This is a genomic window from Sporosarcina sp. SAFN-015, assembly GCF_051966875.1.
In the GTDB taxonomy this organism is placed as follows: Bacteria; Bacillota; Bacilli; order Bacillales_A; family Planococcaceae; genus Sporosarcina.
The window spans coordinates 350559-376099 of the sequence record NZ_JBQCKP010000003.1; the positions used below are offsets into that span (position 1 = coordinate 350559).

General features: G+C 44.4%; 25 protein-coding genes. 1 reads left to right on the forward strand and 24 read right to left on the reverse strand.

Annotated features, from left to right (window positions below; genetic code table 11):
• Positions 1-49: 49 nt before the first annotated feature.
• From ffh to ACTHPA_RS07630, 15 genes are all read right to left on the reverse strand, one after another.
• Complete coding sequence (gene ffh / locus ACTHPA_RS07560; RefSeq protein ID WP_440499543.1) at positions 50-1405, reverse strand: signal recognition particle protein; 1356 nt, start codon at positions 1403-1405, stop codon at positions 50-52.
• A gap of 12 nt (positions 1406-1417) precedes the next feature.
• Positions 1418-1750, reverse strand: coding sequence for a putative DNA-binding protein (locus ACTHPA_RS07565; RefSeq protein WP_440499544.1), 333 nt, complete (start codon positions 1748-1750; stop codon positions 1418-1420).
• 90 nt (positions 1751-1840) lie between these two features.
• Positions 1841-2830, reverse strand: coding sequence for a signal recognition particle-docking protein FtsY (ftsY, locus tag ACTHPA_RS07570; protein WP_440499545.1), 990 nt, complete (start codon positions 2828-2830; stop codon positions 1841-1843).
• 34 nt (positions 2831-2864) lie between these two features.
• Positions 2865-6422, reverse strand: a complete 3558-nt coding sequence (smc, locus tag ACTHPA_RS07575; protein WP_440499546.1) for a chromosome segregation protein SMC — start codon at positions 6420-6422, stop codon at positions 2865-2867.
• Positions 6423-6424: 2 nt separating this feature from the next.
• Complete coding sequence (gene rnc, locus ACTHPA_RS07580; RefSeq protein ID WP_440499547.1) at positions 6425-7192, reverse strand: ribonuclease III; 768 nt, start codon at positions 7190-7192, stop codon at positions 6425-6427.
• Positions 7193-7363: 171 nt separating this feature from the next.
• Positions 7364-7600 (reverse strand): acyl carrier protein, encoded by a 237-nt coding sequence (locus ACTHPA_RS07585; RefSeq protein ID WP_440499548.1) that lies wholly within the window; start codon positions 7598-7600, stop codon positions 7364-7366.
• Between the two features lie 165 nt (positions 7601-7765).
• Entirely contained in the window at positions 7766-8512 is a 747-nt protein-coding gene (gene fabG / locus ACTHPA_RS07590; RefSeq protein ID WP_440499549.1) for a 3-oxoacyl-[acyl-carrier-protein] reductase, read from the reverse strand.
• On the reverse strand, positions 8512-9447 hold the full coding sequence (fabD, locus tag ACTHPA_RS07595) for an ACP S-malonyltransferase (protein WP_440499550.1): 936 nt from the start codon (positions 9445-9447) through the stop codon (positions 8512-8514). The genes fabG and fabD overlap by 1 nt, the downstream gene beginning before the upstream one ends.
• Positions 9444-10436, reverse strand: a complete 993-nt coding sequence (plsX, locus tag ACTHPA_RS07600; protein ID WP_440499551.1) for a phosphate acyltransferase PlsX — start codon at positions 10434-10436, stop codon at positions 9444-9446. The genes fabD and plsX overlap by 4 nt, the downstream gene beginning before the upstream one ends.
• Positions 10436-11017, reverse strand: coding sequence for a transcription factor FapR (gene fapR, locus ACTHPA_RS07605; RefSeq protein ID WP_440499552.1), 582 nt, complete (start codon positions 11015-11017; stop codon positions 10436-10438). The genes plsX and fapR overlap by 1 nt, the downstream gene beginning before the upstream one ends.
• A 187-nt stretch (positions 11018-11204) precedes the next feature.
• Positions 11205-13253 (reverse strand): ATP-dependent DNA helicase RecG, encoded by a 2049-nt coding sequence (recG, locus tag ACTHPA_RS07610; RefSeq protein ID WP_440499553.1) that lies wholly within the window; start codon positions 13251-13253, stop codon positions 11205-11207.
• Positions 13234-14142, reverse strand: a complete 909-nt coding sequence (gene sdaAA / locus ACTHPA_RS07615) for an L-serine ammonia-lyase, iron-sulfur-dependent, subunit alpha (RefSeq protein ID WP_440499554.1) — start codon at positions 14140-14142, stop codon at positions 13234-13236. Before sdaAA ends, recG begins: the two co-directional genes overlap by 20 nt.
• Positions 14143-14157: 15 nt before the next feature.
• A complete protein-coding gene (sdaAB, locus tag ACTHPA_RS07620; RefSeq protein WP_440499555.1) occupies positions 14158-14820 on the reverse strand; it encodes an L-serine ammonia-lyase, iron-sulfur-dependent subunit beta in 663 nt (220 codons plus the stop codon).
• 120 nt (positions 14821-14940) lie between these two features.
• Positions 14941-16599: a DAK2 domain-containing protein gene (locus ACTHPA_RS07625; RefSeq protein ID WP_440499556.1), complete on the reverse strand. Its 1659-nt coding sequence runs from the start codon at positions 16597-16599 to the stop codon at positions 14941-14943.
• A 21-nt stretch (positions 16600-16620) separates the two neighbouring features.
• Entirely contained in the window at positions 16621-16980 is a 360-nt protein-coding gene (locus tag ACTHPA_RS07630) for an Asp23/Gls24 family envelope stress response protein (RefSeq protein ID WP_440499557.1), read from the reverse strand.
• Positions 16981-17201: 221 nt separating this feature from the next.
• Here ACTHPA_RS07630 and rpmB point away from each other — a divergent pair, with 221 nt between their 5' ends.
• Positions 17202-17390 (forward strand): 50S ribosomal protein L28, encoded by a 189-nt coding sequence (rpmB, locus tag ACTHPA_RS07635; protein ID WP_440499558.1) that lies wholly within the window; start codon positions 17202-17204, stop codon positions 17388-17390.
• Between the two features lie 177 nt (positions 17391-17567).
• On the opposite strand, the gene spoVM is transcribed toward rpmB, so the two are convergent.
• The 9 genes from spoVM to def form a co-directional block, all read right to left on the reverse strand.
• Positions 17568-17717: a stage V sporulation protein SpoVM gene (spoVM, locus tag ACTHPA_RS07640; protein WP_153010010.1), complete on the reverse strand. Its 150-nt coding sequence runs from the start codon at positions 17715-17717 to the stop codon at positions 17568-17570.
• A 13-nt stretch (positions 17718-17730) separates the two neighbouring features.
• The gene (locus ACTHPA_RS07645; RefSeq protein ID WP_440499661.1) at positions 17731-18384 is read right to left on the reverse strand and encodes a thiamine diphosphokinase; all 654 of its coding nucleotides are present in this window, start codon (positions 18382-18384) and stop codon (positions 17731-17733) included.
• A complete protein-coding gene (rpe, locus tag ACTHPA_RS07650; RefSeq protein WP_440499559.1) occupies positions 18384-19049 on the reverse strand; it encodes a ribulose-phosphate 3-epimerase in 666 nt (221 codons plus the stop codon). The genes ACTHPA_RS07645 and rpe overlap by 1 nt, the downstream gene beginning before the upstream one ends.
• Positions 19049-19936, reverse strand: a complete 888-nt coding sequence (gene rsgA, locus ACTHPA_RS07655; RefSeq protein WP_440499560.1) for a ribosome small subunit-dependent GTPase A — start codon at positions 19934-19936, stop codon at positions 19049-19051. Before rsgA ends, rpe begins: the two co-directional genes overlap by 1 nt.
• Positions 19937-19950: 14 nt before the next feature.
• Positions 19951-21915, reverse strand: coding sequence for a Stk1 family PASTA domain-containing Ser/Thr kinase (gene pknB / locus ACTHPA_RS07660; protein ID WP_440499561.1), 1965 nt, complete (start codon positions 21913-21915; stop codon positions 19951-19953).
• Positions 21905-22672: a Stp1/IreP family PP2C-type Ser/Thr phosphatase gene (locus tag ACTHPA_RS07665; protein WP_440499562.1), complete on the reverse strand. Its 768-nt coding sequence runs from the start codon at positions 22670-22672 to the stop codon at positions 21905-21907. The genes pknB and ACTHPA_RS07665 overlap by 11 nt, the downstream gene beginning before the upstream one ends.
• A 69-nt stretch (positions 22673-22741) precedes the next feature.
• The gene (gene rsmB, locus ACTHPA_RS07670) at positions 22742-24097 is read right to left on the reverse strand and encodes a 16S rRNA (cytosine(967)-C(5))-methyltransferase RsmB (RefSeq protein ID WP_440499563.1); all 1356 of its coding nucleotides are present in this window, start codon (positions 24095-24097) and stop codon (positions 22742-22744) included.
• Entirely contained in the window at positions 24094-25035 is a 942-nt protein-coding gene (gene fmt / locus ACTHPA_RS07675) for a methionyl-tRNA formyltransferase (RefSeq protein WP_440499564.1), read from the reverse strand. The genes rsmB and fmt overlap by 4 nt, the downstream gene beginning before the upstream one ends.
• Complete coding sequence (def, locus tag ACTHPA_RS07680) at positions 25032-25529, reverse strand: peptide deformylase (protein WP_440499565.1); 498 nt, start codon at positions 25527-25529, stop codon at positions 25032-25034. Before def ends, fmt begins: the two co-directional genes overlap by 4 nt.
• Positions 25530-25541 lie beyond the last annotated feature (12 nt).

Sequence of the window (25541 nt, forward strand, 5' to 3'; positions counted from 1 at the left end):
TAAAGTGTTTTTTCTTAACACCTTAAAATTACGTTGAAATTGCAAGTTTTCACCTGAATAAAGAGTCGAAACCAGGCATTTTCATTTTCTTTTTACCCTTTTGCTGCATGTTGGTCATTTGTTTGACCATCTTCTTCATGTCTTCGAATTGCTTCAATAGACGGTTTACTTCTTGAATGGAAGTTCCCGATCCTTTTGCAATCCGCTTACGTCTGTTTGCATTAATAATTTCAGGTGTTGTACGTTCCGCAATTGTCATCGAACGGATAACTGCTTCTACGCGTCCCATCTGGCTTTCATCAACTTGGGCATTTTCAAGCCCTTTGATTTTATTCATCCCAGGCATCATCTTCAATATTTCATCAAGAGGACCCATCTTTTTCACTTGCTGGAGCTGATCCAAGAAGTCATCGAGCGTAAATGTTTGCGTGCGGAACTTTTGTTCAAGCTCCTTCGCCTTCTCTTCGTCTACACTTTCCTGCGCCTTTTCGATCAAAGACATGACGTCTCCCATCCCTAAAATCCGGGATGCCATCCGCTCGGGATGGAACGGTTCCAAGGCGTCCATCTTTTCACCCATACCGACAAATTTAATCGGCTTTTGTGTAACAGAACGGATGGATAATGCAGCACCGCCACGAGTGTCTCCGTCGAGCTTCGTCAAGACGACTCCCGTTATTCCGATTGCTTCGTCAAATGATTTTGCTACATTTACAGCATCCTGCCCTGTCATCGCATCAACGACGAGGAATACTTCGTCGGGTTTGCTTAGTTCTCGGATATCCTTCAATTCCTGCATTAGATTTTCATCGACATGCAGGCGTCCCGCCGTATCGATGATGACGACGTCATGATGTTCCTTTTCGGCTTCTGCTAGCGCTTGGCGCGCAATTTCAACCGGAGAAACTTCCGTCCCTAATGAAAAGACAGGCAACGTCAATTGTTTACCGAGCGTTTCCAATTGCTGGATCGCTGCTGGACGATAAACGTCCGCCGCTACTAGGAGCGGTTTCTTATTATGTCGTTTACGGAGGACTGTTGCGAGCTTGCCTGTCGTCGTCGTTTTCCCCGCCCCTTGCAAACCAACCATCATAATAACTGTTGGTGCTTTTCTTGCAAATTGGATCGGGTTTTGTTCTCCGCCCATTAAGTTCGTCAATTCATCTTTTACGATTTTCACGACTTGCTGGCCGGGTGTCAGACTCTTCATGACGTCTTGACCGACAGCACGTTCACTTACTGTCTTAATGAATTCTTTTACGACTTTCAAGTTGACGTCGGCTTCAATAAGTGCAAATCGCACTTCACGCATCATTTCCTTGACGTCGGCTTCACTGATTTTACCTTTGCCCTTTATTTTCTGAAGCGTCCCTTGCAGGCGCTGGGCCAAACCTTCAAATGCCATGCATAGAACCCCCTATTCATGATCTTTCAATGAGTTCAATAAAATACGAACTTCATTGGATGCTTCATCATCTCCGAGCATAAGCTCTTCCAGCTTATCAATAATCTCCATCCGCTTTCGGAATTTGGAGAACAACTTCAGTTTTTCTTCATAATCTTCCAGCATAGCTTCCGTTCTTCGGACATTGTCATAGACAGCTTGCCTCGACACACCGTATTCTTCTGCGATTTCACCGAGAGATAGGTCGTCGAGATAATAGAGTTGCATGTAAACCCTTTGTTTTTCGGTCAACAGTGTCTGATAGAAATCATAGAGGAAGTTGACGCGAGTCGTTTTTTCAAGCATTGCGCTTCGCCCCCTCTGTTAATCTTAGTATGCCGGAAATGAACTGTCAAGTAAAAATACTTGTCTAGACGAGAAGAAAAGTATGAACAATCATTCTTCCGCTTCTTTTTCCAAGCCGTCTGCAAATAGACCGTACACATATTTTTCCGGATCAAACGGCTGCAAATCGTCCATTCCCTCGCCAAGGCCGACAAATTTAACAGGAATGTTGAGTTTGTTGCGGATCGCTAATACAATACCGCCTTTCGCCGTCCCGTCAAGCTTCGTGAGGACGATTCCGGTCACGTTCGTCGCCTCTTTGAACGTTTGGGCCTGAATCAATGCATTTTGCCCAGTCGTCGCATCAAGTGCGAGAAGGACTTCGTGTGGCGCCCCTTCGATTTCCTTGCCAATTACTCGGTGGACTTTCTCGAGTTCATTCATCAAGTTCACTTTGTTTTGCAATCTGCCGGCAGTATCACAAATTAACACGTCCACTTTACGGCTTTTTGCTGCACGAATGGCATCGTACATAACCGCCGCGGGGTCAGACCCTTCCGATTGCCTAATCACTTCAACACCGACGCGCTCGCCCCAGACGACTAGCTGATCGATCGCACCTGCCCGAAATGTATCCCCAGCCGCAAGCATGACAGTCTTTCCTTCATCTTTCAGGCGCGCCGCAAGCTTCCCGATCGTCGTCGTCTTTCCTACACCGTTGACACCTACCATGAGAATGACAGTCAATTCATCTTGCATATTCAAGTCGGTGTCAAGCTCTTCGCCAGCCTTATAAATTTCCACGAGCTTTTCAGATATGACAGATTGGATGCCTTCAGTATTTTTAATGTTTTTCCGTTGAACTTCCCAACGTAATTCATCAACTAGCTCCATGACCGTTTCAACGCCTACATCTGCCTGTAATAACAATTCCTCAAGCTCTTCGAAAAACTCCTCATCGACTTCACGGAAACGTGCCACGAGATCGTTCACCTTGGAGGTGAATGAATTTCTGGTTTTCGACAAACCTTCTTTAAATTTTTCAGTTACCGTTTCATTTGTGCCTGAGATTTTTTCTTTCAGTTTCTTAAAAAAAGCCAATCCGACTCTCTCCTTTTATCGTTTCTGTCAATACTTACCCTAACACTTCGGCAGGAACTTCGGAAAGCTTGACCGAAATCAACTTCGAGACTCCTGACTCCTGCATCGTAATTCCATAAAGGACATCAGCCCCTTCCATCGTCCCTTTTCGATGGGTGATAACGATGAATTGGGTATTGTCCGAGAACTTCTTCAAGTACTTACTGTACCGGATGACATTCGCTTCGTCGAGCGCAGCTTCAACTTCATCCAAAATGCAGAAAGGAACAGGACGCACTTCAATTATGGAGAACAGCAAAGTAATCGCAGTGAGCGCTCTTTCACCACCCGATAACAGACTCAAATTCTGCAACTTTTTACCAGGCGGCCTAGCGACGATTTCAACTCCCGTTTCCAATAAGTTGTCAGGTTGAGTAAGGATCAAATCTGCATCCCCGCCACCGAACATTTCCTTGAAAACAGTATGGAATCGACTCCGTACTGCATTGAACGTCGTACTGAATCGCATTTCCATTTCACGGTCCATTTCTGACATCGCTTCATTCAAAGTGTTTTTGGCTTCTAACAGGTCGTTACGTTGTTCTGTCAAAAATGCGTGACGCTCCGACACTTCCTTGAATTCTTGTATCGCACTAGGATTAACTGAGCCAAGAGACTCGATTTCGCTTTTTAATTCCTCGACACGTTTACGTGTGACATCCACATCAAAGTCACTTTCCGATTCAAAATCAGGATAAAGGCCATAATCGTCCAATAAGCGATTTGTGACGGATTCATATTTCACTTCCAGACGTGAAGCTGCAACATTTATTTCATTTAACGAAGAGACCGCCTTCCCTTCCTCGAGACGTAGACGTTTTAAAAGGTCTTCCTGCTCTTCGAGTACAGTGGCTAGTTGATTCCTATTGTCCCGTTCATCAGATAATGATTGTTCGATGGCCGACTTCTCTCTCGTCGACCGATCTATTTGTGCAGCTATTTCTTCTGGTGTGAGATCGATACCTAATTCACGCTCGGCGTATAATTCTTGGTCGGATACCAAATTGGCCATTTTTTGTTCCAGTTGGTTTAGCGATTGCTCCATCTCTGCGATCGTAGACTGTTGATGTCCTTTCTGTTCTCGAAGGATGGCAGCCTGCTCCCGGAGCTCGCTATTTTTAGTCATCAACGCAGTTTCTTCATTTCGACGATCCGCAGCCAAACGCTCGAGTGTTTCAACTTCCTTCTGGGTGGAATCCAACGATGACTTGATGAATTCATGCCGTTCAAGCAATTTCTTTTTCCTATTTTGGAGTTCTGCCCCAACGCTTTCCGAGCCTTCAATTCCTTTTTCAGCTAATGAGATTTCCGACTCGATTGCTCTAATTTCCATATCCAGTTCCCGAATGACGGATTCGATTGCAATCATTTCTTGTCGAGTTGCATCCCGCAGTTGCCGATACTTCTCCGTATCATGCATATGCTGTGCGACAGACATTTTTGAATTGCCTATTTTGCTAGTAGCCGCTTTAATGGAGGCGGACATTCTTGATAGTTGTGTACTTAGCGTTTCCAATTCCGCTTTACGTGAGAACACTGTCGACTGCCCTTTCGCTCCTCCGCCAGTAAGCGAACCGCCGGCATTCACGACATCTCCGTCAAGTGTAACAATCCGGAATTTATATCCTAACAATTTGGCGATAGCTGAAGCTCCAGCCAATGTTCTAGCAACAATTGTCATTCCAAGTAAGTTTTCCGTAATGACGGAAAACGCTTCATCCGTCTGCACGAGCTGATCAGCTGTGCCGACGAATTCGGGATGCTGCTCCACAATACGGAGGGATGCTATCGGAAGTTTCCTAGACTTTATGACATCACGCGGCAAAAATGTCGCACGACCAGCATTTTTCTGCTTCAGATAACCGATTGCATTCCGCGCCTCCGCCTCCGTCGACGTGACGATATGCTGCATCGCGCCGCCCAAAGCAGTTTCAATCGCTTTTATATGGGAATCTCCGACTGTGATCAGCTCTGCGACAGCTCCATCTACACCGCGCAATCTTCCTTCTTTAGCCGCAATCAGCACAGCTTTGACACCTGAATAGAAACCTGAAAAATCAGCTTCCAAGCTTTGGAGTACACGCAGCCTACCTTGCATTTCAGACTGCTTGTTCATCGCATTTTGCATAAATTGCTGTTGGGTTGTCAATTCCTCTTCAGCTTCACGATAAAGTGTTTCAGACTGCTTGAAAGCGGCCTCCGCCTCCTCCTTCTTCTCTTGCAAAGAGGAGAGTTCAACCGACTGGATAGATCTTTTTGCCTTCAACTCTTGAAGTCTGCTTTTCAATACGGAAGTTTGTTCTGAGATTCGGACAGAAGAAGTTTTTTCACCTTGCATCCGTTCCTCGATATGCTTTAAATCATTCCGAATCGTCGCTTCTTCGTTCAACATTTCGATATAGCTAGACTTCAATTCGTCGATTTCATTTTCAGTCTCTTTTGCCGACCTTTTCAGGATTTGAGTAATTTCGTTTATCTCCGAATTAATCTTTTCCAGTTCCGATCCTGTTATAGCTAATTTCTCTTTTGCAGCGGCCAATTTGACAACAAGGTCTTCTTTATTGCTTTCAGCTTCCGCTAATTCTTGTCGGATCCGCTTAAGTTGCTGCTCAGAATTTTTCTGTTTTTCAAGTGATAAGAGACGACGACCTTCCCATTTTTCGGACTCCGCACTGATTTCCACTAATTGCTTTTGAAGCGTTTCAATATTTCGGTCTGTTTGGGCCAGTCGCATCTTATGTGCATTGGACTCTTGTTCAGCCTTTGATATTTCCGATACTAATCGATCGCGCTCCAATCGCTTTTCTTCGATCCGGCCCGTTTTCGCAATGATTTCTTCACGCAATTTCGCACCATCATGATTTAGAAGGCGGACATCCGCTTCTCTAATTTCCGCGGACAGCAACTGATGTTTTTCGGCCGCTTCGGCATTCCTTTCAAGAGGGCCAATTCTTGTATCCAATTCCTTGAGAATATCAAGTACACGATCTAAATTGTCTTCCGTTTCGAAAAGCTTATGTTCAGCTTTCCTTTTGCGTGTTTTGTATTTCAACACGCCAGCTGCCTCATCAAATATACTTCGTCTATCTTCCGGCCGGCTGTTCAGTATCTCATCTACCCGTCCTTGGGAAATGATTGAAAAAGCTTCCTTACCTAAACCGGAATCCATGAAAACATCATTAATATCTTTCAATCGGCATTGTTGACCGTTCAATAAGTAATTACTTTCCCCCGAACGGAATACCCTGCGACTCACGCTAATTTCCGTGTAATCAAGCGGAAAAAGGCCATTCGTATTATCGAGGATGAGCGTCACTTCCGCATAATTAAGCGGCTTCCGGGAATCACTCCCTGCAAAAATGACATCTTCCATCTTCGCACCTCGGAGAGATTTGGCCGATTGTTCGCCGAGCACCCAACGGATCGCATCAGTTATATTGCTCTTTCCACTTCCATTCGGACCTACGATGGCTGTTACGCCAGGAACAAAATCGATGCCTATCCGTTCAGCAAATGATTTGAACCCAATAATTTCAACTCTCTTCAGAAACACAATCAGTTCTCCCCTTCGGCCTCATTACCTTTTAATACTTGGATGGCTTGACGGGCCGCTTCCTGCTCGGCTTCTTTTTTAGACCTACCGATTCCGGTCCCTAATTCACGATTTTCCAATCTAACGACAGTGACAAACTTTTTCGCATGCGCAGGACCTTTTTCTTCGACAATTTCATAGTTCAAGCTACCGCTGTTCGTCTGTTGTACGATTTCCTGCAAGCGGCTTTTATAATCCATCACATGCGAAAAAGCACCGTCCCCGATTTTCGGGAATACAACCTTTTCAAGGAAATGGGTGACTGGCTCCATTCCTTGATCCAAAAACAAAGCGCCAATATATGCTTCAAATACGTCCGCAAGCAGTGCTGGCCGTAATCTGCCGCCCGTCTGCTCTTCACCTTTGCCAAGTAAAATAAAATCACCAAAATGGAGTTCATTCGAAAACTTGACGAGAGAAGGTTCACAAACAATGGCAGCCCGTAATTTCGTCAACTCACCTTCACTCATATTTGGTTCAGTCGCATAAAGGAAACGTGACACACCGAGCTCGAGTACGGCATCCCCGAGGAATTCGAGCCTTTCGTTATCCGTGAAGTTTTTTCTGCGGTGCTCATTAACATAAGACGAATGAGTGAATGCGTTGTATAGAAGAGATACGTCTTTAAATTGGATGTCGAGACGCTGTTGTAGATCTTCGAATTTTTTACGCACCTCGCTTGGAAGAGGGACTATAGGGTATTTACTTTTTATATTCCGTTTATTTGTCATTAAGATTCTGCCTTTCAGTTCATAGTCCATTTAATTTTACATTGTTCGTGCCATACATGCAAAACCGAAAAGAGATACTTTCATTCCTTTCGTATCAAAAGAAAGGTTGAAAGCATCTCAAGGGAAATACGTCATATAATTACGCGCCCGTTTTTCGGAATACGACTAAAATTAATTAACTTTTTCTTCGATATATTTTACTGCATCACCGACAGTTCCGATCTTTTCAGCATCGTCATCGGAAATTTCCATATCGAACTCATCTTCTAGTTCCATAACTAGCTCAACGACATCCAAAGAGTCTGCGCCAAGATCATCACGGAAAGAAGCTTCAGGTTTCACTTCGCTTTCATCGACACCAAGACGGTCGACAACCACTTTCGTTACACGTTCTAGTACTGACAACATAGTCACCTCCCTTCAAATATGTATACAGGAAACTCGCTACAGGCGGACGCTTTCCGCGGGCGTCGCTTCAGCCTCCTCACTTCGCTACGCTTCGTTGCGGGGTCTTCTGCTGACGCTTTTCCCGCAGGAGTCGCCGCCTTTCGCTCCTTTCCAATATTAAAATTCTTACATCACCATTCCACCATCGACGTTTATAGTCTGGCCGGTAATATAGTTTGCATCATTCGATAATAGGAATGCTACTGCGCCTGCTACGTCTTCTGCGGATCCTAGTTTTCCTAAAGGAATCGTCGCTAGCATTTGCTCTTTCACGTCTTCAGGAAGAGCGTCAGTCATGTCGGTTGTAATGAAACCTGGAGCGACCGCGTTCACGGTAATATTCCTTGAAGCAAGCTCTCTTGCTGTCGTTTTCGTCAAGCCGATTACGCCGGCTTTTGCAGCGACGTAATTTGCTTGTCCCGGATTACCGATGACACCGACGATCGATGCAAGGTTGACAATCTTCCCAGCACGCTGCTTCATCATTTGGCGTGTCACAGCTTTTGTGCAGAGGAAGACACCTTTTAAGTTGATGTTGATGACATCATCCCATTCGTCTTCCTTCATGCGCATTAATAAGTTATCACGTGTGATTCCAGCATTATTTACGAGCATATCAATTGAACCGAATGTTTTCAATGTCTCGTCAATCATTTGTTTCACTTGTTCAGCATCTGAAACGTTTGCTTGAATAGCAAAAGCGTCTCCGCCGGATTGTTTGATCAATTCAACGACTTCTTCAGCTTTGTCTTGACTGCCACTGTAATTGACCGCTACACGGGCACCTTCTTTACCTAGCAGAATCGCAATCTCGCGCCCGATTCCTCTTGAAGCGCCAGTGACAATCGCAGTTTTTCCATCAAATCTACCCATTATTCCCACCCTTTCGATGCATCGATGACTGCTTGTAATGTCTCTTCGTCGTAGACAGGGAGCACAGTAACAGATCTATCAATTTTCTTTACAAGACCACTGAGCACTTTTCCAGGACCACATTCGATGAAATGTGTGACTCCAAGGTTGATCAACTCACGGACAGAATCTTCCCAACGGACCGGAGAGTATAATTGTTCCACGAGCAACTGTTTGATTTCTTCGCGGTCGGAAACTGTTTCTGCATTTACATTTGCTACGACAGGGATAGAGGTATCTTTCATTTCCACTTCATCCAAAGCTTTTTTCAGACGTTCTGCTGCAGGCTTCATGAGGGATGAATGGAAAGGTCCGCTCACATCGAGAGGAATCGCTCGTTTCGCCCCAGCTTCTTTAAGTTCCACGCAAGCTTTTTCGACTCCTGCTTTCGTGCCAGAAATAACAATTTGCCCTGGGCAATTCAAGTTTGCCGGTTGGACAGGGTCGCCTTTTTCCGTTATGGAATCCGTCACTTCTTGAAGCTTTTCGCCATCCAATCCAAGAATGGCTGCCATCGCTCCTTCACCCGCAGGTACTGCATCATTCATGAATAGACCGCGTTGATGAACGACCGATACGCCGTCTTCGAACGACAGTACTCCCGAAGCGACAAGTGCAGTATATTCACCTAGACTGTGACCAGCCGTATAGTCAGGCGTAATGCCTTCTTCCACAAGCTTTGAAGCGATCATAGCGCCGACTGTCAATAAGGCGGGTTGGGCATTATACGTCAATGTCAGCTCCTCTTGGGGGCCTTCTGTAAGTAAGCGGCTTAAGCCGAACTGCAACACTTCATCTGCTCGTTCAAGGAAATTACCCCCACTTTTGAAAAACTCCGCTCCCATTCCTACTGATTGCGAACCTTGACCCGGGAATATAAACGCTACTTTCGTCATTCCGCTTCCACCTTTCCAACTGTCCTTCTAATTGTTCCGCATACATCGAATTCGACCATAGTCCTTGCTTGTCTAATCGCGTTTAATATCGCATTGGCATTCGAGGAGCCGTGTGCTTTTATAACTGGAGAATTCAAACCGAACAAACCTGCTCCGCCATACTCCGTGTAGTCCATTTTCTTTTTCAAACCTTTGAGGCCATCTTTCACCATTGCAGCAGACAGCTTCGACTTCAATGAGGCACCATATACTTCTTTCAGCATCGAAAAGAATCCGAGAGCTGTTCCTTCAATCGTTTTCAATACCATATTTCCTGTAAATCCGTCAGTTACAATAACATCTGCCGGCCCACTCAAAATATCCCTTGATTCGACATTTCCGACAAATTGAATAGGCGCTTCAGAAAGAAGATCGTATGCTGCTTTTGTCAGGTCATTTCCTTTGCCTACTTCAGTTCCGATATTCAATAGACCGACGCGTGGTGTTTGAATTCCACGGACTTTTTCTGCATAAATGCTGCCCATGATAGCATATTGCTGCAAATGAGCAGGCTTTGCGTCTGAATTTGCCCCGACATCCAAGAAAACGAACCCTTGTCCGTCAATCGTCGGCAACGTCGGCGCTAATGCCGGGCGATCGATGCCTTCAATGCGTCCGACGATGAAAAGACCGGCCGCCATTAGCGCACCCGTGTTCCCAGCAGAGACACAAGCATCAGCTGTGCCATCTTTTACAGCTTGCGCCATTCTGACCATCGAAGCATCTTTTTTCCGTCTGATTGCACGGACCGGTTCATCTTCTGCTTCGATTTTCTCTGTACAATGGATCACTTTTAAACGTGGATGCTCCTTCAAATACTGAGCCATCTTCTCTTCATTTCCATAAATATGTATATGTATATCTTCAAATTCCGATAAACTTAGAAGAGCACCTGCAATGATTTCACCTGGTGCGTTATCTCCGCCCATCCCATCTAAAGCAATGATCATTATAATTCCCTCCTACTGTGGTTCGTAGTCTGGTACATCTGGAATTCACCTGTAAAAACAGTCTCGTTTTCGACTGTAGAAATAACATCTACAAAGGTCCTCTTTTCATTTGAGCGCCCTTTATCCACAGTAGCGCGTGCAATGACGCGATCACCCGATCTAACAGGCTTCAAAAAATTGAGTGTCGATGTGACTGTCAGAGCAAGATCATCATCGAGAATTGCAACGGCCAAAGAGTTCGCTTGCGCAAATAAATGATGGCCACGAGCTATTCCACTTCTTCGAAAGACATGATCGTCAGTGACGTCGAATAAGGAAATTGCCCTCTTGTCCAACTCGATATCAACGATTTCACCGATCACTTCATCGGACTGAAGAGATTTCACCTCTGCATCCATTGTTCGTGCGGCTACTGTTTTCAATCGCTCACGTAATTCCGGAATACCACATTCCAATCGGTCTAATCGAATCGTCTGAACGCTTACTTTAAATTGTTTCGCTAACTCTTCGTCTGTCAGAAAAGGATTTTGTTCGAGGCTCATTTCAAGCTGGCGCTGCCTCTCCCTTTTTGGCACTCTCACTCGTTTCACCCTTCCGGATTAGCACTTGGTACTAATACCAGTATATTATCATAGTTCATCATTGATTTCTACAAAACATTGATTGATGCATTTAGTTTTTTACTATCCTACCTCTTCACCGACCTTTGAAAAGGCGAAAAGACCCACCGGCAACTATATACCAGCAGGTCTATCCTCGTAACCAATATTAATCCATGCGTTCCTGTGAAAGAGCGCCGGATTGTTCCAAGTCTTCTCTTAAGAATTTATATTCCGGAGAGGTCCAGAAGCTATCGGATGCTAGCATCTTCTCGGCATCTTGACGTGCTGTTTCCAATGCGCGGTAGTCATGCACGAGGTCGGCCATTTTGAATTCGGGCATTCCACTTTGCTTCTTGCCGAAGAAGTCTCCTGCTCCTCTGAGCTCAAGGTCCTTTTCCGCTAAGACGAAGCCGTCATTCGTCTCGGTCATCGATTGCATCCGCTCTTTCCCTTCCTCGTTTTTCGGATCGGCAAGAAGGACACAATAGGATTGATCCGCTCCCCTGCCGACCCTCCCCCGTAACTGATGGAGTTGGGCGAGCCCGAAACGGGTGGCGTCATAAATGAGCATGAATGTCGCATTTGGAACGTTCACACCAACTTCTACAACCGTCGTAGAAACAAGGCAATCGATTTTCCCTTCACTGAAGTCCCTCATGATTGCGTCTTTCTCATCGGGATGAAGTCTTCCGTGCATAAGACCGACCGTATACCGACCAGCGAAATGGTGGGTGAGCTGGGAGTGGACGTCGACCGCATTTTGCACATCGAGCTTATCCGACTCCTCGATCAATGGACAAATGACGTACGATTGCCTTCCTGCTTGCAATTCCTTCTCCATTTTCCGCAGTACCGGCAATAAGGATTCCTCTTTCAACCAATACGTCTCGACTTTTTTTCGTCCAGCAGGCATTTCATCAAGGATGGAAACATCCATTTCCCCAAATGCAGTGATCGCCAACGTACGAGGTATCGGAGTCGCCGTCATGAAAAGAACGTCGGGATTCAGCCCTTTTTCCCTGAGCACACGACGTTGTTCAACACCGAACCGGTGCTGTTCATCGGTGATTACGAGACCCAAATTAGAAAAACTGACATCTGGTTGAATCAATGCGTGCGTTCCGATCAGCAGATCGATTTCCCCGCTCTGCAATTTTTCGATAATGATCCTTCTCGCCTTGCCTTTCGTGGATCCTGAAAGAAAAGCGACTTTCACGGCGAACGGTTCAAGCCATGATGATAAGGAATTGGCATGCTGCTCTGCAAGAATTTCCGTAGGCGCCATAAGAGCCCCTTGAAATCCTCCTGTTATCGCCGCAAATAGAGCGATCGCTGCTACGACCGTCTTCCCTGAACCTACATCACCTTGCAAGAGACGGTTCATCCTCGTCGGACTTTTTAATTCAGCACAAAGTTCATTCACAACTTTTTTCTGCGCATTTGTCAGTTCAAAAGGCAAGGAAGAAATAAACTCTTTTAACCGGTCAAGATCATAGTGAATCGGAGTTCCTTTTTCGTTCTCTTTCCGGATTTTCTTCATTCCGACCATCTTCAACTGGAATTTCAACAGTTCCTCATATACGAAACGTCTACGCGCCTGTTTTACATCATTCGGGGACTTTGGAAAATGAACCATTTCTAGTGCTTCTCCAATGGAAGGCAGCATATATGCTTCCCGTAATGAAAGCGGAAGTATTTCTTCCATTTCGCCGCTATACAAATCTAGCGCCTGTCTCATGTATTTTCGGAATGTCTTTAAATACATGACGTTTTTCAAACTGTATACAGGTTCAAAATCTGCATGGTCCGTTTTCGGTCCTTCGCTAAAATTGCTGACATTGATCACTTGCCTGCCGCGATCCCATTTACCTGTCACCGTAACAATCATTCCGATTGAAAGTCGATCCTTCAAGTAATGTTGATTGAAGAAAATCGCTTTGACAAGATGATTTCCTGCAAGCAACCGAATTTGTAGACGGGATTTATTCCTTCCTAAAAAAAGAACGGAAGGCTCACTTTCGACCCTTCCTTCAATCGTAACCCGTTCATTATGCGGCGTTTCAGCCAAATTCTTTAGTCTAAAATCTTCATGGCGGTATGGAAATGTATTGATCAATTCTTCAATCGTTTCGATTCCCAATTTTTGAAATTGTTCAGCAGACGCCTTACCTACACCTTTCAGTGCTGTGACTGGATCAAGAATTGACAGTGTCACGCGCCGCTCTGTCCTTTCCGAAGATCTGGGCTTCCAGCGCCTTTCCGGTTGGTGTGGCCGCTAAGCCCCCTTTTGCGGTTTCTCTGAGTGCGGAAGGCATTGATTGGCCGATTCTATGCATCGCCTCAATCACTTCGTCCGTAGGAATCCTGCTGACAACTCCTGCTAAAGCCATATCCGCTCCGACAAGAGCTTTCGCGGCTCCCATCGCATTTCGTTTCACACAGGGTACTTCCACTAGACCCGCAACCGGATCACAGACGAGGCCGAGCATGTTTTTCATAACGATTGAAAAAGCCTCTGCGCTTTGTTGAGGCGTCCCTCCAGCCATTTCAACAATAGCGGCAGCAGCCATTGAAGCAGCCGATCCCGTTTCTGCCTGGCATCCTCCTGCAGCCCCTGAAATCGAAGCATTATTCGCTACGACAAACCCAAATGCACCGGAAGTGAATAAGTAATTCACCATCTGTTCGCGAGTCGGATTCAATTTCTCTTTAACTGCGAAAAGTGTTCCAGGCACGATTCCTGCTGCTCCTGCTGTAGGAGTGGCGCAAATCATACCCATTGCCGCGTTCACTTCGTTTGTCGCGACCGCTTTGCTAACAGCATCTAATAGAAGATCGCCTGACAGCGATTTGCCTGTCTTAATATAATTTTGAAGAAGAACAGCATCCCCGCCAGTCAAACCGGAAGTCGATTTCACGCCTTGCAAACCTTGTTCGACTGCGCTCTCCATGACCGCAAGATTATTTTCCATTTGCGCGACGATCTCTTCACGTGACCGTCTTGTAATGAGCATTTCTTGTTCGATCATAATTTCTGAAATCGGTTTATTTTGCTCTTCTGCGAGAGCTACTAGTTCCTTCACTGTACCGAATAGAACTTCCATTTCTTATTTCCCTCCTCAATTCGCCAATGTCGAAACTTGCGTGACATTCGGCAAAGATTTCAATTCATTTATTAGCGTTTCATCAAACATCTGGTCGACTTCGATAACCATTAGCGCCATTTTCCCTTTTTCTTTTCTTCCAACTTCCATATGGGCAATATTCATGCCTTGAGAAGCGATGGCATTAGAAACATTTGCGATGACACCCGCACGGTCATCATGTACGACAAGAAGCGCAGGGAAATGGCCCGATAGACGAAGCGGGAAACCATTTAATTCGGTAACTTCCATCGTTCCGCCACCGATTGAAATGCCTACAAGCTCCATTTCTCCCTGACTATCGCCAATAACAATTTTTGCTGTATTCGGATGATCAGCTTCCTCTTCCTCCGGAATGAACTCAAACGTCATGCCGGCTGCTGCAGCATCCTCAAAAGCTGTTTTTATTCTTTCATCAAACGTGTCATAATCCAATAATCCCCCGACAATTGCAACATCCGTGCCATGTCCTTTATACGTTTCAGCAAATGAACCATAAAGATGGATTCTTGCCCACTCAGGCTGGCGGCCGAATAAATCCCTGGCAACTCTGCCAATTCGGGCAGCTCCCGCGGTATGTGACGATGATGGTCCAATCATTACAGGACCGATAATTTCAAAAACCGATCTATACTTCATACAAACTACCCCCATTCATAAAAAAAGCAAACGCTTACTATCATTTTACAGTAAGTTACGTATAAAGACAAAATAGAAAAACGGCACCCTCTATGTAGAAAGGTACCGTCATCTTTCGTGTCATTCCACGGAAAGGATATATGGATAAAGCGGTTGCTTCCCGTTATACAATTCAACTTCCGTATGATCGTAAGTGGATTCCACGTACTCTGCAATTTCGGCAGCTTCTTGCTCTGTTACGTCCTCACCATAGATAATCGTTACAATCTCATCTTCTTCATCAATCAGTGATTCGAGCAATGTCTTCATCACTTCGTCCAGAGATGGATTCGAGATTACGATTTTACTACCTGCAAGCCCCATGAAGTCATCTTTTTTAATATCGATGCCGTCAATGGATGTATCTCTTATCGAATAAGTGACTTGGCCGGTTTTCACGCCTGCAGCCGCTTTTGACATAGCTTGTTCATTCTCTACGACACCAGCTTCGGGATTGAACGCGAGTATTGCAGCCAATCCTTCCGGAACAGATTTCGTTTCGACGACTGCCGCTTCGATACCGATCACTTCTGCTGCTTGTTTTGCCGCCATGATGATATTTTTATTGTTAGGTAAAATGATGACCCGCTCAGCGCTGACATCTTTAATCGCTTTTACAATATCTTCGGTCGATGGATTCATTGTCTGTCCGCCTTCAATGACAGCTGAGGCACCTATGCTTTTCAACAAGTCGGCAACTCCTGAACCCATTGCAACAGTCACAATTGCGTAAGGATATGAAACCGTTTCCGCTTTTTTAGTTGAATGGCTTTCTCCAACGATATCGATATGCTGTTGACGCATGTTCTCGATTTTAATATTGATGAGAGAACCGTATGTTTGTGCATAGTTCAATGCATTTCCAGGCTCCTCGGTGTGGATATGTACTTTCGCGATTTCCTCATCTGAAATGACAAGCAATGAATCTCCGAATTCGCTCAGATCTTGCCGGAATTCACTTTCGTCAAAAGGATGATTTTTCACTTTGTCATCCTCAAATTTCACCATGAACTCCGTACAGTAACCGTATACAATATCCGCAGTGTCCATGAACCCTTGAACTCCTCGATGATGCTCAGCGTTGACCAAATCATCCATTACGTCCATATTCGTCCGTTCAGGAAGCTCTTCGCCTTTCAGACATGCCAAAAAGCCTTCATATACATAGACAAGGCCCTGTCCACCACTATCAACGACACCGACTTCTTTCAAAACAGGAAGAAGATCTGGAGTTCTTTTCAATGATGCTTTCGACTCTTCAACAACAGCTTCCATCACTTTAATGATGTCTTCTGTAGATTTCGCCACTTCTACACCTTTGTTCGCTGCATCTTTAGCAACTGTGAGGATTGTTCCTTCTACAGGCTTCATGACAGCTTTGTACGCAGTTTGCACACCATATTCCAATGCATTGGCGAACTTCACGCTATCCAGCTTTCCTTCCTCTTCAACAGCTTTCCCGAAACCACGGAACAATTGTGATAAAATAACACCTGAATTCCCGCGAGCGCCCATCAACAGCCCTTTTGACAAAGCTTGAGCGGTCTTGCCCAAATGCGCAGACACATTCGCTTCAGTCTCCTTGGCACCAGAAGTCATGGATAAATTCATATTTGTCCCTGTATCCCCGTCAGGCACGGGAAACACGTTTAGTGAATCGACATAGTCTGCATTCAGATTTAGGTGATGAGCACCCATCTTCACCATGTCGGCAAATTTCACACCATCAATAAAATTCATTGAAATGTTTTCCTCCTTCTATCAGTTCGTCACCCGAACTCCTTGAACAAATATATTCACTGAATCCACTGTTAACGATAATGTCTTTTTCAATGTATAGATCACTTTGGATTGCACTTGGTATGCGACCTCAGAGATTTTTGTCCCATATCCGACGATGACATACATATCGATGTGCGTCTCGTCTCCGATATTCCTAACAATGACTCCTTTTGCATAATTCTCTTTCCCGAGGATATCCGTTAGTCCATCTCGGATCTGATGACGCGAAGCCATGCCGACAATTCCGTAGCATTCGATTGCCGCCTCTCCCACCACTTGGGCAATGACGTCATTCGTAATATCTATCGTACCATAATCGTTTTTCAACTCGATTGACATGAAAGCTTCCCCTCCTGCATCCTTTATAACTACCCTCATTGTACTATACACACAAACATTATTAAAGAACAACAACATAACAAACAATAAATGTGTAAAGGAGTTTCACTTGAAAGCATCGTGAAAAAAGGTTGCAAGCCATTATTTCCTGTGATAAAGTATTATGGTATGCGAATTAGATAGTGAATCGCTTAATCATTATTAGCGAGGAGGTCATAAAAATGGCTAAAGAATGTGTTATTACTGGACGCAAAGCTCGTTCTGGAAATGCTCGTTCACACGCAATGAACGCTAACAGACGTACTTGGGGAGCTAACCTTCAAAAAGTCCGTATTCTTGTTAACGGTAAACCAAAGCGTGTTTGGGTATCTGCAAGAGCACTTAAATCAGGTAAAGTACAAAGAGTATAAACGAAAAGCGGAAACGACCGCTTAGACTCGACAGGCATAAGACAGATTAGCGTAACGGCGCACTTTGCCGTGTAGCTAATATGGCTTATGACCCGAGAGACTGGTCGTTGGAGCTAGACAATTACTTACTCACTTTCCGACTATAAGACAAAGAAATAAAACGCCAGGCCGATTAGTTCAGCCTGACGTTTTTTCTTTTTTCCGTTTTCTGTTTCGTTGGCTTGCAGTAGCTTGGGTTTTCGCCTTATCTTCTTTTTGGAAGACTACCATGCATTTGCGAACAAAGCTACTTAGAAACTTCGGCATTGTAAATGTATAGACTCGCAATTCCCTTCTCCTTTCAGGAATCTGAACTTCTTACCATTAAGCATATGCCTTGCCTGAATGAGATAGTACAAACTTCTGAAATTGGTTCATTGCTCGTAAATTTTGTCATACCTATCGACATTTTTGCGTTTACCGTTTCGTATTTGAATCCGGTCAACGTCAAGCCCTCAACAGTACTGCCAAAAGGGAAAAATGATATATAAGGAAGCTGTGCATTTCTTTTAACTCGATGGACGCCCGGGTAAAATAAGGAAAGCTCATTTGTAGCATTGCGGATTAGAAACGATATTTCTTTATGCTCACTTTGCATCCGGTACAATAAATGCAATGCCGATTCGAAATGATCCAATCTTCCGCCCGTGACTCCGGTCAAAATCACTTCCTTCGGATGATAGGCAATAGCGCGAGCGATAGCCAATTCCGTGTCTGTTTCGTCTTTTTCAGACTGGAATGAATCGACACGTTCCACTAATTCTCTAATTCTTCTAAACTCCGTTTCACTCACAGAATCAAAATCTCCAACTGCCTCGGCAGGGACAATTCCTTTATCCAATAAATGAATTGCCCCGCGATCCACGCCGATAAAAATCGATTCATCCGACTCGTAAGCAGCTAAATCAGGCAATTCTTCGACTGGCCCACCGGCACAAATGATGATCCTCTTCATCAATTCAACACGCTTTCCCCTGCCGTTTTAATCCGCTGCAATGCTTCCGTTCGGTCTTCCTCGTTGTAAATGGCTGATCCAGCGACTAATACCGTAGCACCTGCCTTTACGCAAGGAATGATCGTCTCCTCATTGACACCTCCATCGATTTCAATTTCAATGGACAGTCCTTTTTCCTTAATCAGATCGGATAATTGTTTCACTTTCGGAAGTACGGAGTGGATGAACTTCTGTCCCCCGAATCCTGGGTTGACCGTCATGAATAAAACCATGTCGATATCTTCAAGGATGTGGAAGATTTGTTCAACCGGTGTATGCGGATTGAGCACAACCCCCGGCTTCACTCCAAAAGATCGGATTAACTGAATCGTGCGGTGCAAATGTCGGCACGCTTCTACATGGACAGTAATATAATCCGCTCCCGCTTTCGCGAACTGTTCAATATATGCATCGGGATTCTCAATCATGAGATGAACATCCAATGGAAGATCCGTTACAGGACGCAACGCCTCCACAACGATAGGTCCCATTGTAATATTTGGAACGAAATGGCCATCCATTACATCGATATGAATCAGTTCCGCTCCGGCTTGTTCCACTTCCTTCACTTCATCTGCCAATTTTGAAAAGTTCGCGGCTAATATGGACGGTGCTATTTTAATCATTAGTTATACCTCGGCTTTCGGTCAGTAATCTCTTGTAGAAATTGCAAATAATTATTATAACGGGACTGCAGTATTTCCCCCGTCTCCACTTTTTCTTTTACGGCACATCCTGGCTCCTTCAGATGTAAACACCCTCTGAATTTACATTCATGGGCCGCGGTTTCCATTTCAATAAAATAATCTCGTAATTCCTCTTTTTCGATATGATCGAAGTCAAGCGAGCTAAAACCCGGTGTATCGGCGACTAGACCCCCCGCCACTTCTAAAAGTTCTACATGTCGGGTCGTATGTTTCCCCCTACCAAGCGCTTCCGAAATCTCGCCGGTCTTCAAGGAAAGCTCGGGAATCAACGTATTAAGCAATGTCGATTTCCCAACACCCGACTGACCGGCTAGAACCGTCGTCTTTCCATTCAAATAAGGATGAAGAAGAGGGAAAAGGGACGTGTCCCCGATAAAAGTTTCAATCACATCGTATCCGATCCCTTTATAGTATGCGATTGCGGATTCGGCTTGTTGAAGTTCCTTTTCATTAGCCACATCTTTCTTTGTAAGACAGATGACTGGCTTGACGCCGACTGATTCGATAACGACAAGGAAACGATCTAATAAGTGAAGACTGAAATCCGGTTCCACGATTGAAAACACTAGTAACGCCTGGTCAATATTGGCGATTGGCGGTCTGACTAGTTCATTTTTCCTTTCATGTACTTCAGTGATTGTCGCATCATTATCACCATCACGGACAATCGTGACAAAATCGCCCACAAGAGGCGAAATGCCCCTAATTTTAAAAACCCCACGACCTTTGCACTGGACAAGTTCCCCGTTCTCATCTTTCACATAATAAAATCCGCTGATCGCTTTTCTAATTTGTCCTTCCGGCATCCAATCCCTCTTTCTTATTCGTCATCATAATTGATTGTTTTTTCTGCAATAATTTCTGAACCTCTACGGACTTGGAATTGGCCACGTTGGCCTTCTTCCAAAGCGACAATAATCTCTCTTTGCGTATCTTCAGTTATCGTAAATTCAACGACAGGTTCCGCCATTGAATATTTACTATCTTGAATATAGACACTGATCGTTTGCGGCTCTGGATCAGTTGATTCATCATCTTCCTCATCATTGTTCGAAGGTTTATATGGAATATCAACAATGTTCTTGAAGTACTTTATTGGCTTCTGTTCCTTGCCTTTTGAAATGACGACATCAACTCTAGACCCTATTTCAAGTTCCGTATTTGCAGGTATATCTTGTGAAATGACATGGCCTTCCTTAACCGTATCGGATTCTTCCCTTTTTATGATCCGAATATTGAAGCCTGACTTATCGGCATAATCCTTTAATTCATTCTCTGTATAATTGGACAGATCTGCAAGGGTCTTCAATTGTTTCCCCAAACTGACCGTAAATTCAATTTCGGTATCTTCAGGGACGACATCTTCTCCAGGTTCTGGCGTTTGTTTCAAGATTTGCCCTTTCGGTGCATCGTCGTATACCCATTCCGGTTCAGCAATTTTAAATCCTCGGCCTTCTAGGAATGTCACAACGTCCTCATAATCTCTGCTGACGTAGTTGGCTAGCTCCGCCGTTTCCTTTCCAAGGCTGACGTAAATCGTTACCGACGATCCAATCTCATGTTTTTTCCCTTCCTCCGGATTTACGCTATAAACTTGTCCAGCCGGGTATTCTTCCGAATAATCCTCCACTTTTTCTTCAACAACAAATCCATTCTCTTCTAACAACGAAGTCGCTTCTGCTTCCTCTAAACCGACAACTTCCGGAATCAAGGCTGTTTTAGGACCGAATAAAGTCGGCCAAAATATAATTAAAAGCGCTGCAATTGCTACTAGAAATGCCGTTAAACCAACGAATAGCGGCCATTTTTTCCTTTTTTTCTTCTGTTGTGGAACCGGATGGGGAACAACTGGCTCGATAATTTTTGTCGCATCTGAATCGTCAAAATTTGAAGTATCGGTAATCGCCGGAATGATTCGAGTACGGTCATCATCATGCGGAATCGTAAATTTATCTTCATGCTGCCTTTCGGGTGATAAAACAGTGAGCAAATCCTCATACATCTCATCAGCCGATTGGTATCTGTATGTAGCATCTTTCGCTGTCGCTTTTAAAATGACATTTTCGACACTTTGCGGAATATTTGGATACGCCAGTCTTACAGAAGGGGTCTCCTCCTGTAAATGTTTCAAAGCAATTGCAACCGCAGTCTCTGCAGAAAATGGTAATTCACCTGTCAACAATTCATACAAGACGATGCCTAATGAATATATATCTGACTTTTTCGTCGCCATACCGCCCCTTGCTTGTTCTGGGGATAAATAATGGACCGTTCCGATGACAGAATTCGTTTTCGTATGCGCTGTAGCACTTAAAGCCATCGCAATTCCAAAATCGGTAATTTTCACATTGCCTTCTGCATCCATTAAAATATTTTGCGGTTTAATATCTCGATGAACGATTCCATTATGATGGGCATTAGCAATCGCCGAAACGAGCTGCCTCATAATTTTAATCGCTTGCTGGACTGGCAATGGACCATTCGTTTGGATATACTTCTTCAACGTATGCCCTTCAATATATTCCATTACCAAATAATGAAGCTCTTCGTCCTCACCGACGTCAAATATATTGACGATATGTGGATGAGTCAAGCTTGTGGCAGATAAAGCTTCTCGCTGGAATCTCTTTTTCAAGTCCTGCTCATTTGCGAAATCGTAGTTCAGCACTTTAATGGCGACGTCTCGATCTAAGATGATGTCATGTGCCAAATAGACCTTCGACATGCCTCCTTCTCCAATACCTCTGAGCACTTCGTATCGGCCGCCAATTCGTTTACCAATCATTGTCGGCCACCTCCGCAGACGGTAGACTCGCCAAAATGACGGAAATATTATCTTCTCCGCCCAATTCATTGGCCAATTCAACCAATTTAACCGCCTTGTCATGCAAATTCCCATCTGAAGTGACAATGTCACGAATCCGTTCATTGTCAACTTTATTACTGAGGCCGTCCGTACATATCAATAAATATGACTGCGCGTCCATTTGGATTTGGTAAAAATCAGGCATGATCGACTTTTCGGAACCGATTGCTCTCATGATCCAATTTCTTTGAGGATGTGTCGCCGCTTCCTCTTCAGTAATTTCGCCGGAATCAAGCAATATATTGACGAAAGAATGGTCCTTCGTAATTTGAATAATTTCATTTCGCTTTATCATATAAACACGACTATCTCCAACATGCGTTACAAGTCCATTATTCCCGTAAATTAGGACCGCATCCAACGTAGTTCCCATTCCCTTATATTCTGTATCATTTTCCGCAATTTCATATAATGTACGATTGACATGCAAAATTGTTTCGAGAAGCCAATCTTTCCAGTCTTCCTCGTCCATACTTGCCGAATCCTCTACTTTCAAGAACTCTTCACCCAGTATCTTGACCGCTGTCGAGCTTGCATAGTCTCCGCCACGATGTCCACCCATGCCATCCGCGACAACTGCGAGCGTCGGTCCGTCTTGAATTGAAAAGACCGCCGCACTATCCTCATTTACTGTCCGTTTCTTTCCGATATCTGTCACTACTTCGAATCGCAACACTCGTCCCCCCTTTTCAATAAACGATTATCAATTTCCCCTTATCTTTTGCTATATGTCGTATACAGAACTTTAGTCTTTCTTTTTACGGAATGCAGCTACAAAAAAACCATCGCTCCCAAAGTGTTGCGGCAATACTTGCAGCATATGATCTTTGACTGTCAAAGAATCATTGTTGGCAAGCGCATCGAGCGGAGCCATTTCAACATCCGAATGTTTTTTCAGGAATCTGCGAACCATCCCTTCATTTTCATCGTACTCGATTGTACATGTACTATAAACAATAATGCCGTCATCTTTAATTAGACGATAAGCTGTATCTAGCAGTTGCTCCTGAATCTCAGTTAAACTCGCTAAATCCTGTTCCGTTTTATTGTATTTGATTTCAGGCTTGCGCCGGATGACGCCAAGACCGCTGCAAGGTGCATCGACAAGAATACGGTCAAATGATGCAGGCCCATAAACAGACTCCAAGTCTCTGCTATCTCCGCTCTTCGTCGTTATAGATTGAATGCCGAGGCGTTTTGCATTCGATTCAATGAGTGAAAGTTTATGCTCGTGTAAATCATGTGCATAAATTTCGCCTTGATCGTTCATCTTCTCGGCTATAAAAGTCGTCTTTCCGCCTGGAGCGGCACACATGTCCAAAACTTTCATATCGGGCTTCACATCGAGGGCAAGGACAGGCAGCATGGAGCTTTCATCTTGGATCGTCAAAGAACCTTCAACAAATGCATTCGTATTCGCTAAGCTTCCGCTAGACGTTTGGATGCTCCCGGGAATGACCTCGCCTTTTGATGCTTCAATCCCTTCCTTCGCCAAAGCTGTCATCACTTCATCGACTGTCGATTTCAATGAATTGACCCTTGCTGTCATGCGCGCGGGATGATTATTTTCGTGAGCCATTGCCAATGCTTCTTCCTTGCCGAATTGCTTTACCCAACGTTCGATCAACCATGCAGGATGACTCGTTTCAATGGACATTCTTTCAATATCGTCCTCAATATCATCGATTGGACGGACACCCTTTCGCAGCACAGAACGCAAAATGCCGTTCACAGTAGAGGCAATCCCTTTATGACCTCTTCTTTTCGCTATTTCTACAGCTTCATGGACGACAGCATGTGGGGGGATTTTCGTTAAGTAAACAATTTGATAAATGGATAATCGTAGCAATTCTCTTACCCACGGATCCAATTTTCCTTTTACGAATGGCTCCAAATAATAATCCAATGTTAAACGGTGTTGCAAAGTCCCATACGTCAATTCAGTCAGTAAACCTCTGTCCTTTGAATCAATGTCGTATTTTTTAATCGTTCGGTTTAGCAGCAGATTGCTGTAGGCTTGATTCTGATTGATTTCCATTAGTATTGATAATGCAGCATCACGGACATTGCCATTCCAAATTCTTTTTTTGGCGTTTGTCATTCGAATTGGTCCCCTTCATTCCATTTGGCTCCTACGCCATTCAAGAACTCTTCAGCAGATAGTCTCTTTTTTCCAGCAGGTTGTAATTCAGTAATGGCGACGGAAGTATCATCGCCTGTTTTAATGATTAATTTATCTTTTAGTAATTTTACTATTGTTCCAGGCGATGCTGTAGAAGTGACATCTGTCTTTTCTGCTTTCCAGATTTTCACGTTTTCCCCTTGGAAAACTGAATAGGCTCCCGGCCAAGGGAATAATCCACGAATTTGATTGAAAATATCATTGCCGCCTTTAGACCAGTCGATCTTCTCTTGTTCACGTGTTATATTGCCTGCGAATGAAACATATTTCTCATCCTGAGGAATTCGTTCATTCGTGCCTTCTATGATAGAAGGCAATGTCTCTTTCAATAACTCTGTGCCGGCAACAGATAATTTTTCAAAAAGGATGCCAGTATTATCTTCTTCAAGAATCGGTATCTTTATTTGTGAAATGATATCTCCCGCGTCGAGCTTTTCCACCATGTACATGATCGTGACACCTGTTTCCGCTTCACCATCGATGACCGCTTGGTGGATCGGTGCGCCACCTCGGTATTTCGGCAACAATGAAGCATGGACATTAATGCATCCGAGATGAGGAACTTCAAGCAAGTCTTTCGGTAAAATTTGCCCGTATGCCGCAGTGACGATCAAATCAGGCTTCATCTCGATAAGTGACGCAAGTTCCTCGGACGATCTCAGTCTTTCAGGCTGTAATACTGACAAACCGAGCCGGAGTGCCTCTTCCTTGACTGGCGGATGTGTTAGTACCCGCTTCCTGCCAACAGGACGATCAGGCTGAGTGACGACGGCAATGATGTCGTATCCTTCCTCATGTAGCATTCTCAAAACAGGGACAGAAAAGTCAGGAGTTCCCATGAATACGATTTTTGTCATTGCTCTTCATCCTCCTCATCAACCTGTTCAAATTCTTCGGGGTCTACGATTCTTGTTATTTTCGAATCGAATAGAATCCCATCCAAATGATCGATTTCATGTAGGATGGCACGTGCTTCATAGTCTTCGGCTTCCAGTTCGTACAAAGATCCGTCCCGTTCCTGCGCTTCTACCTTCACGTAAAATGGTCGTTCCACCTCTCCGTAAAGACCAGGGAAGCTTAAACAACCTTCAATTTCCACAACCGATCCTCCGATTGCAGTGACGACGGGATTGACCATTTCGATCACTTCGTCCCCTTCCCCCATATCCACAATGGCGACTCGGAGTAGCTCTCCGACTTGAGGAGCAGCAAGCCCTACTCCATCCGAAGCAATCATTGTGTCGTACATGTCATCGAGCAGCTTAGCCAATTTCTCGTCAAATTTTTCTACTTCCTTGCAACGCTGTGTCAATAATGTTGAAGGGCTTTTTACGATTTCAAGTATTGCCAATTCAATTCCTCT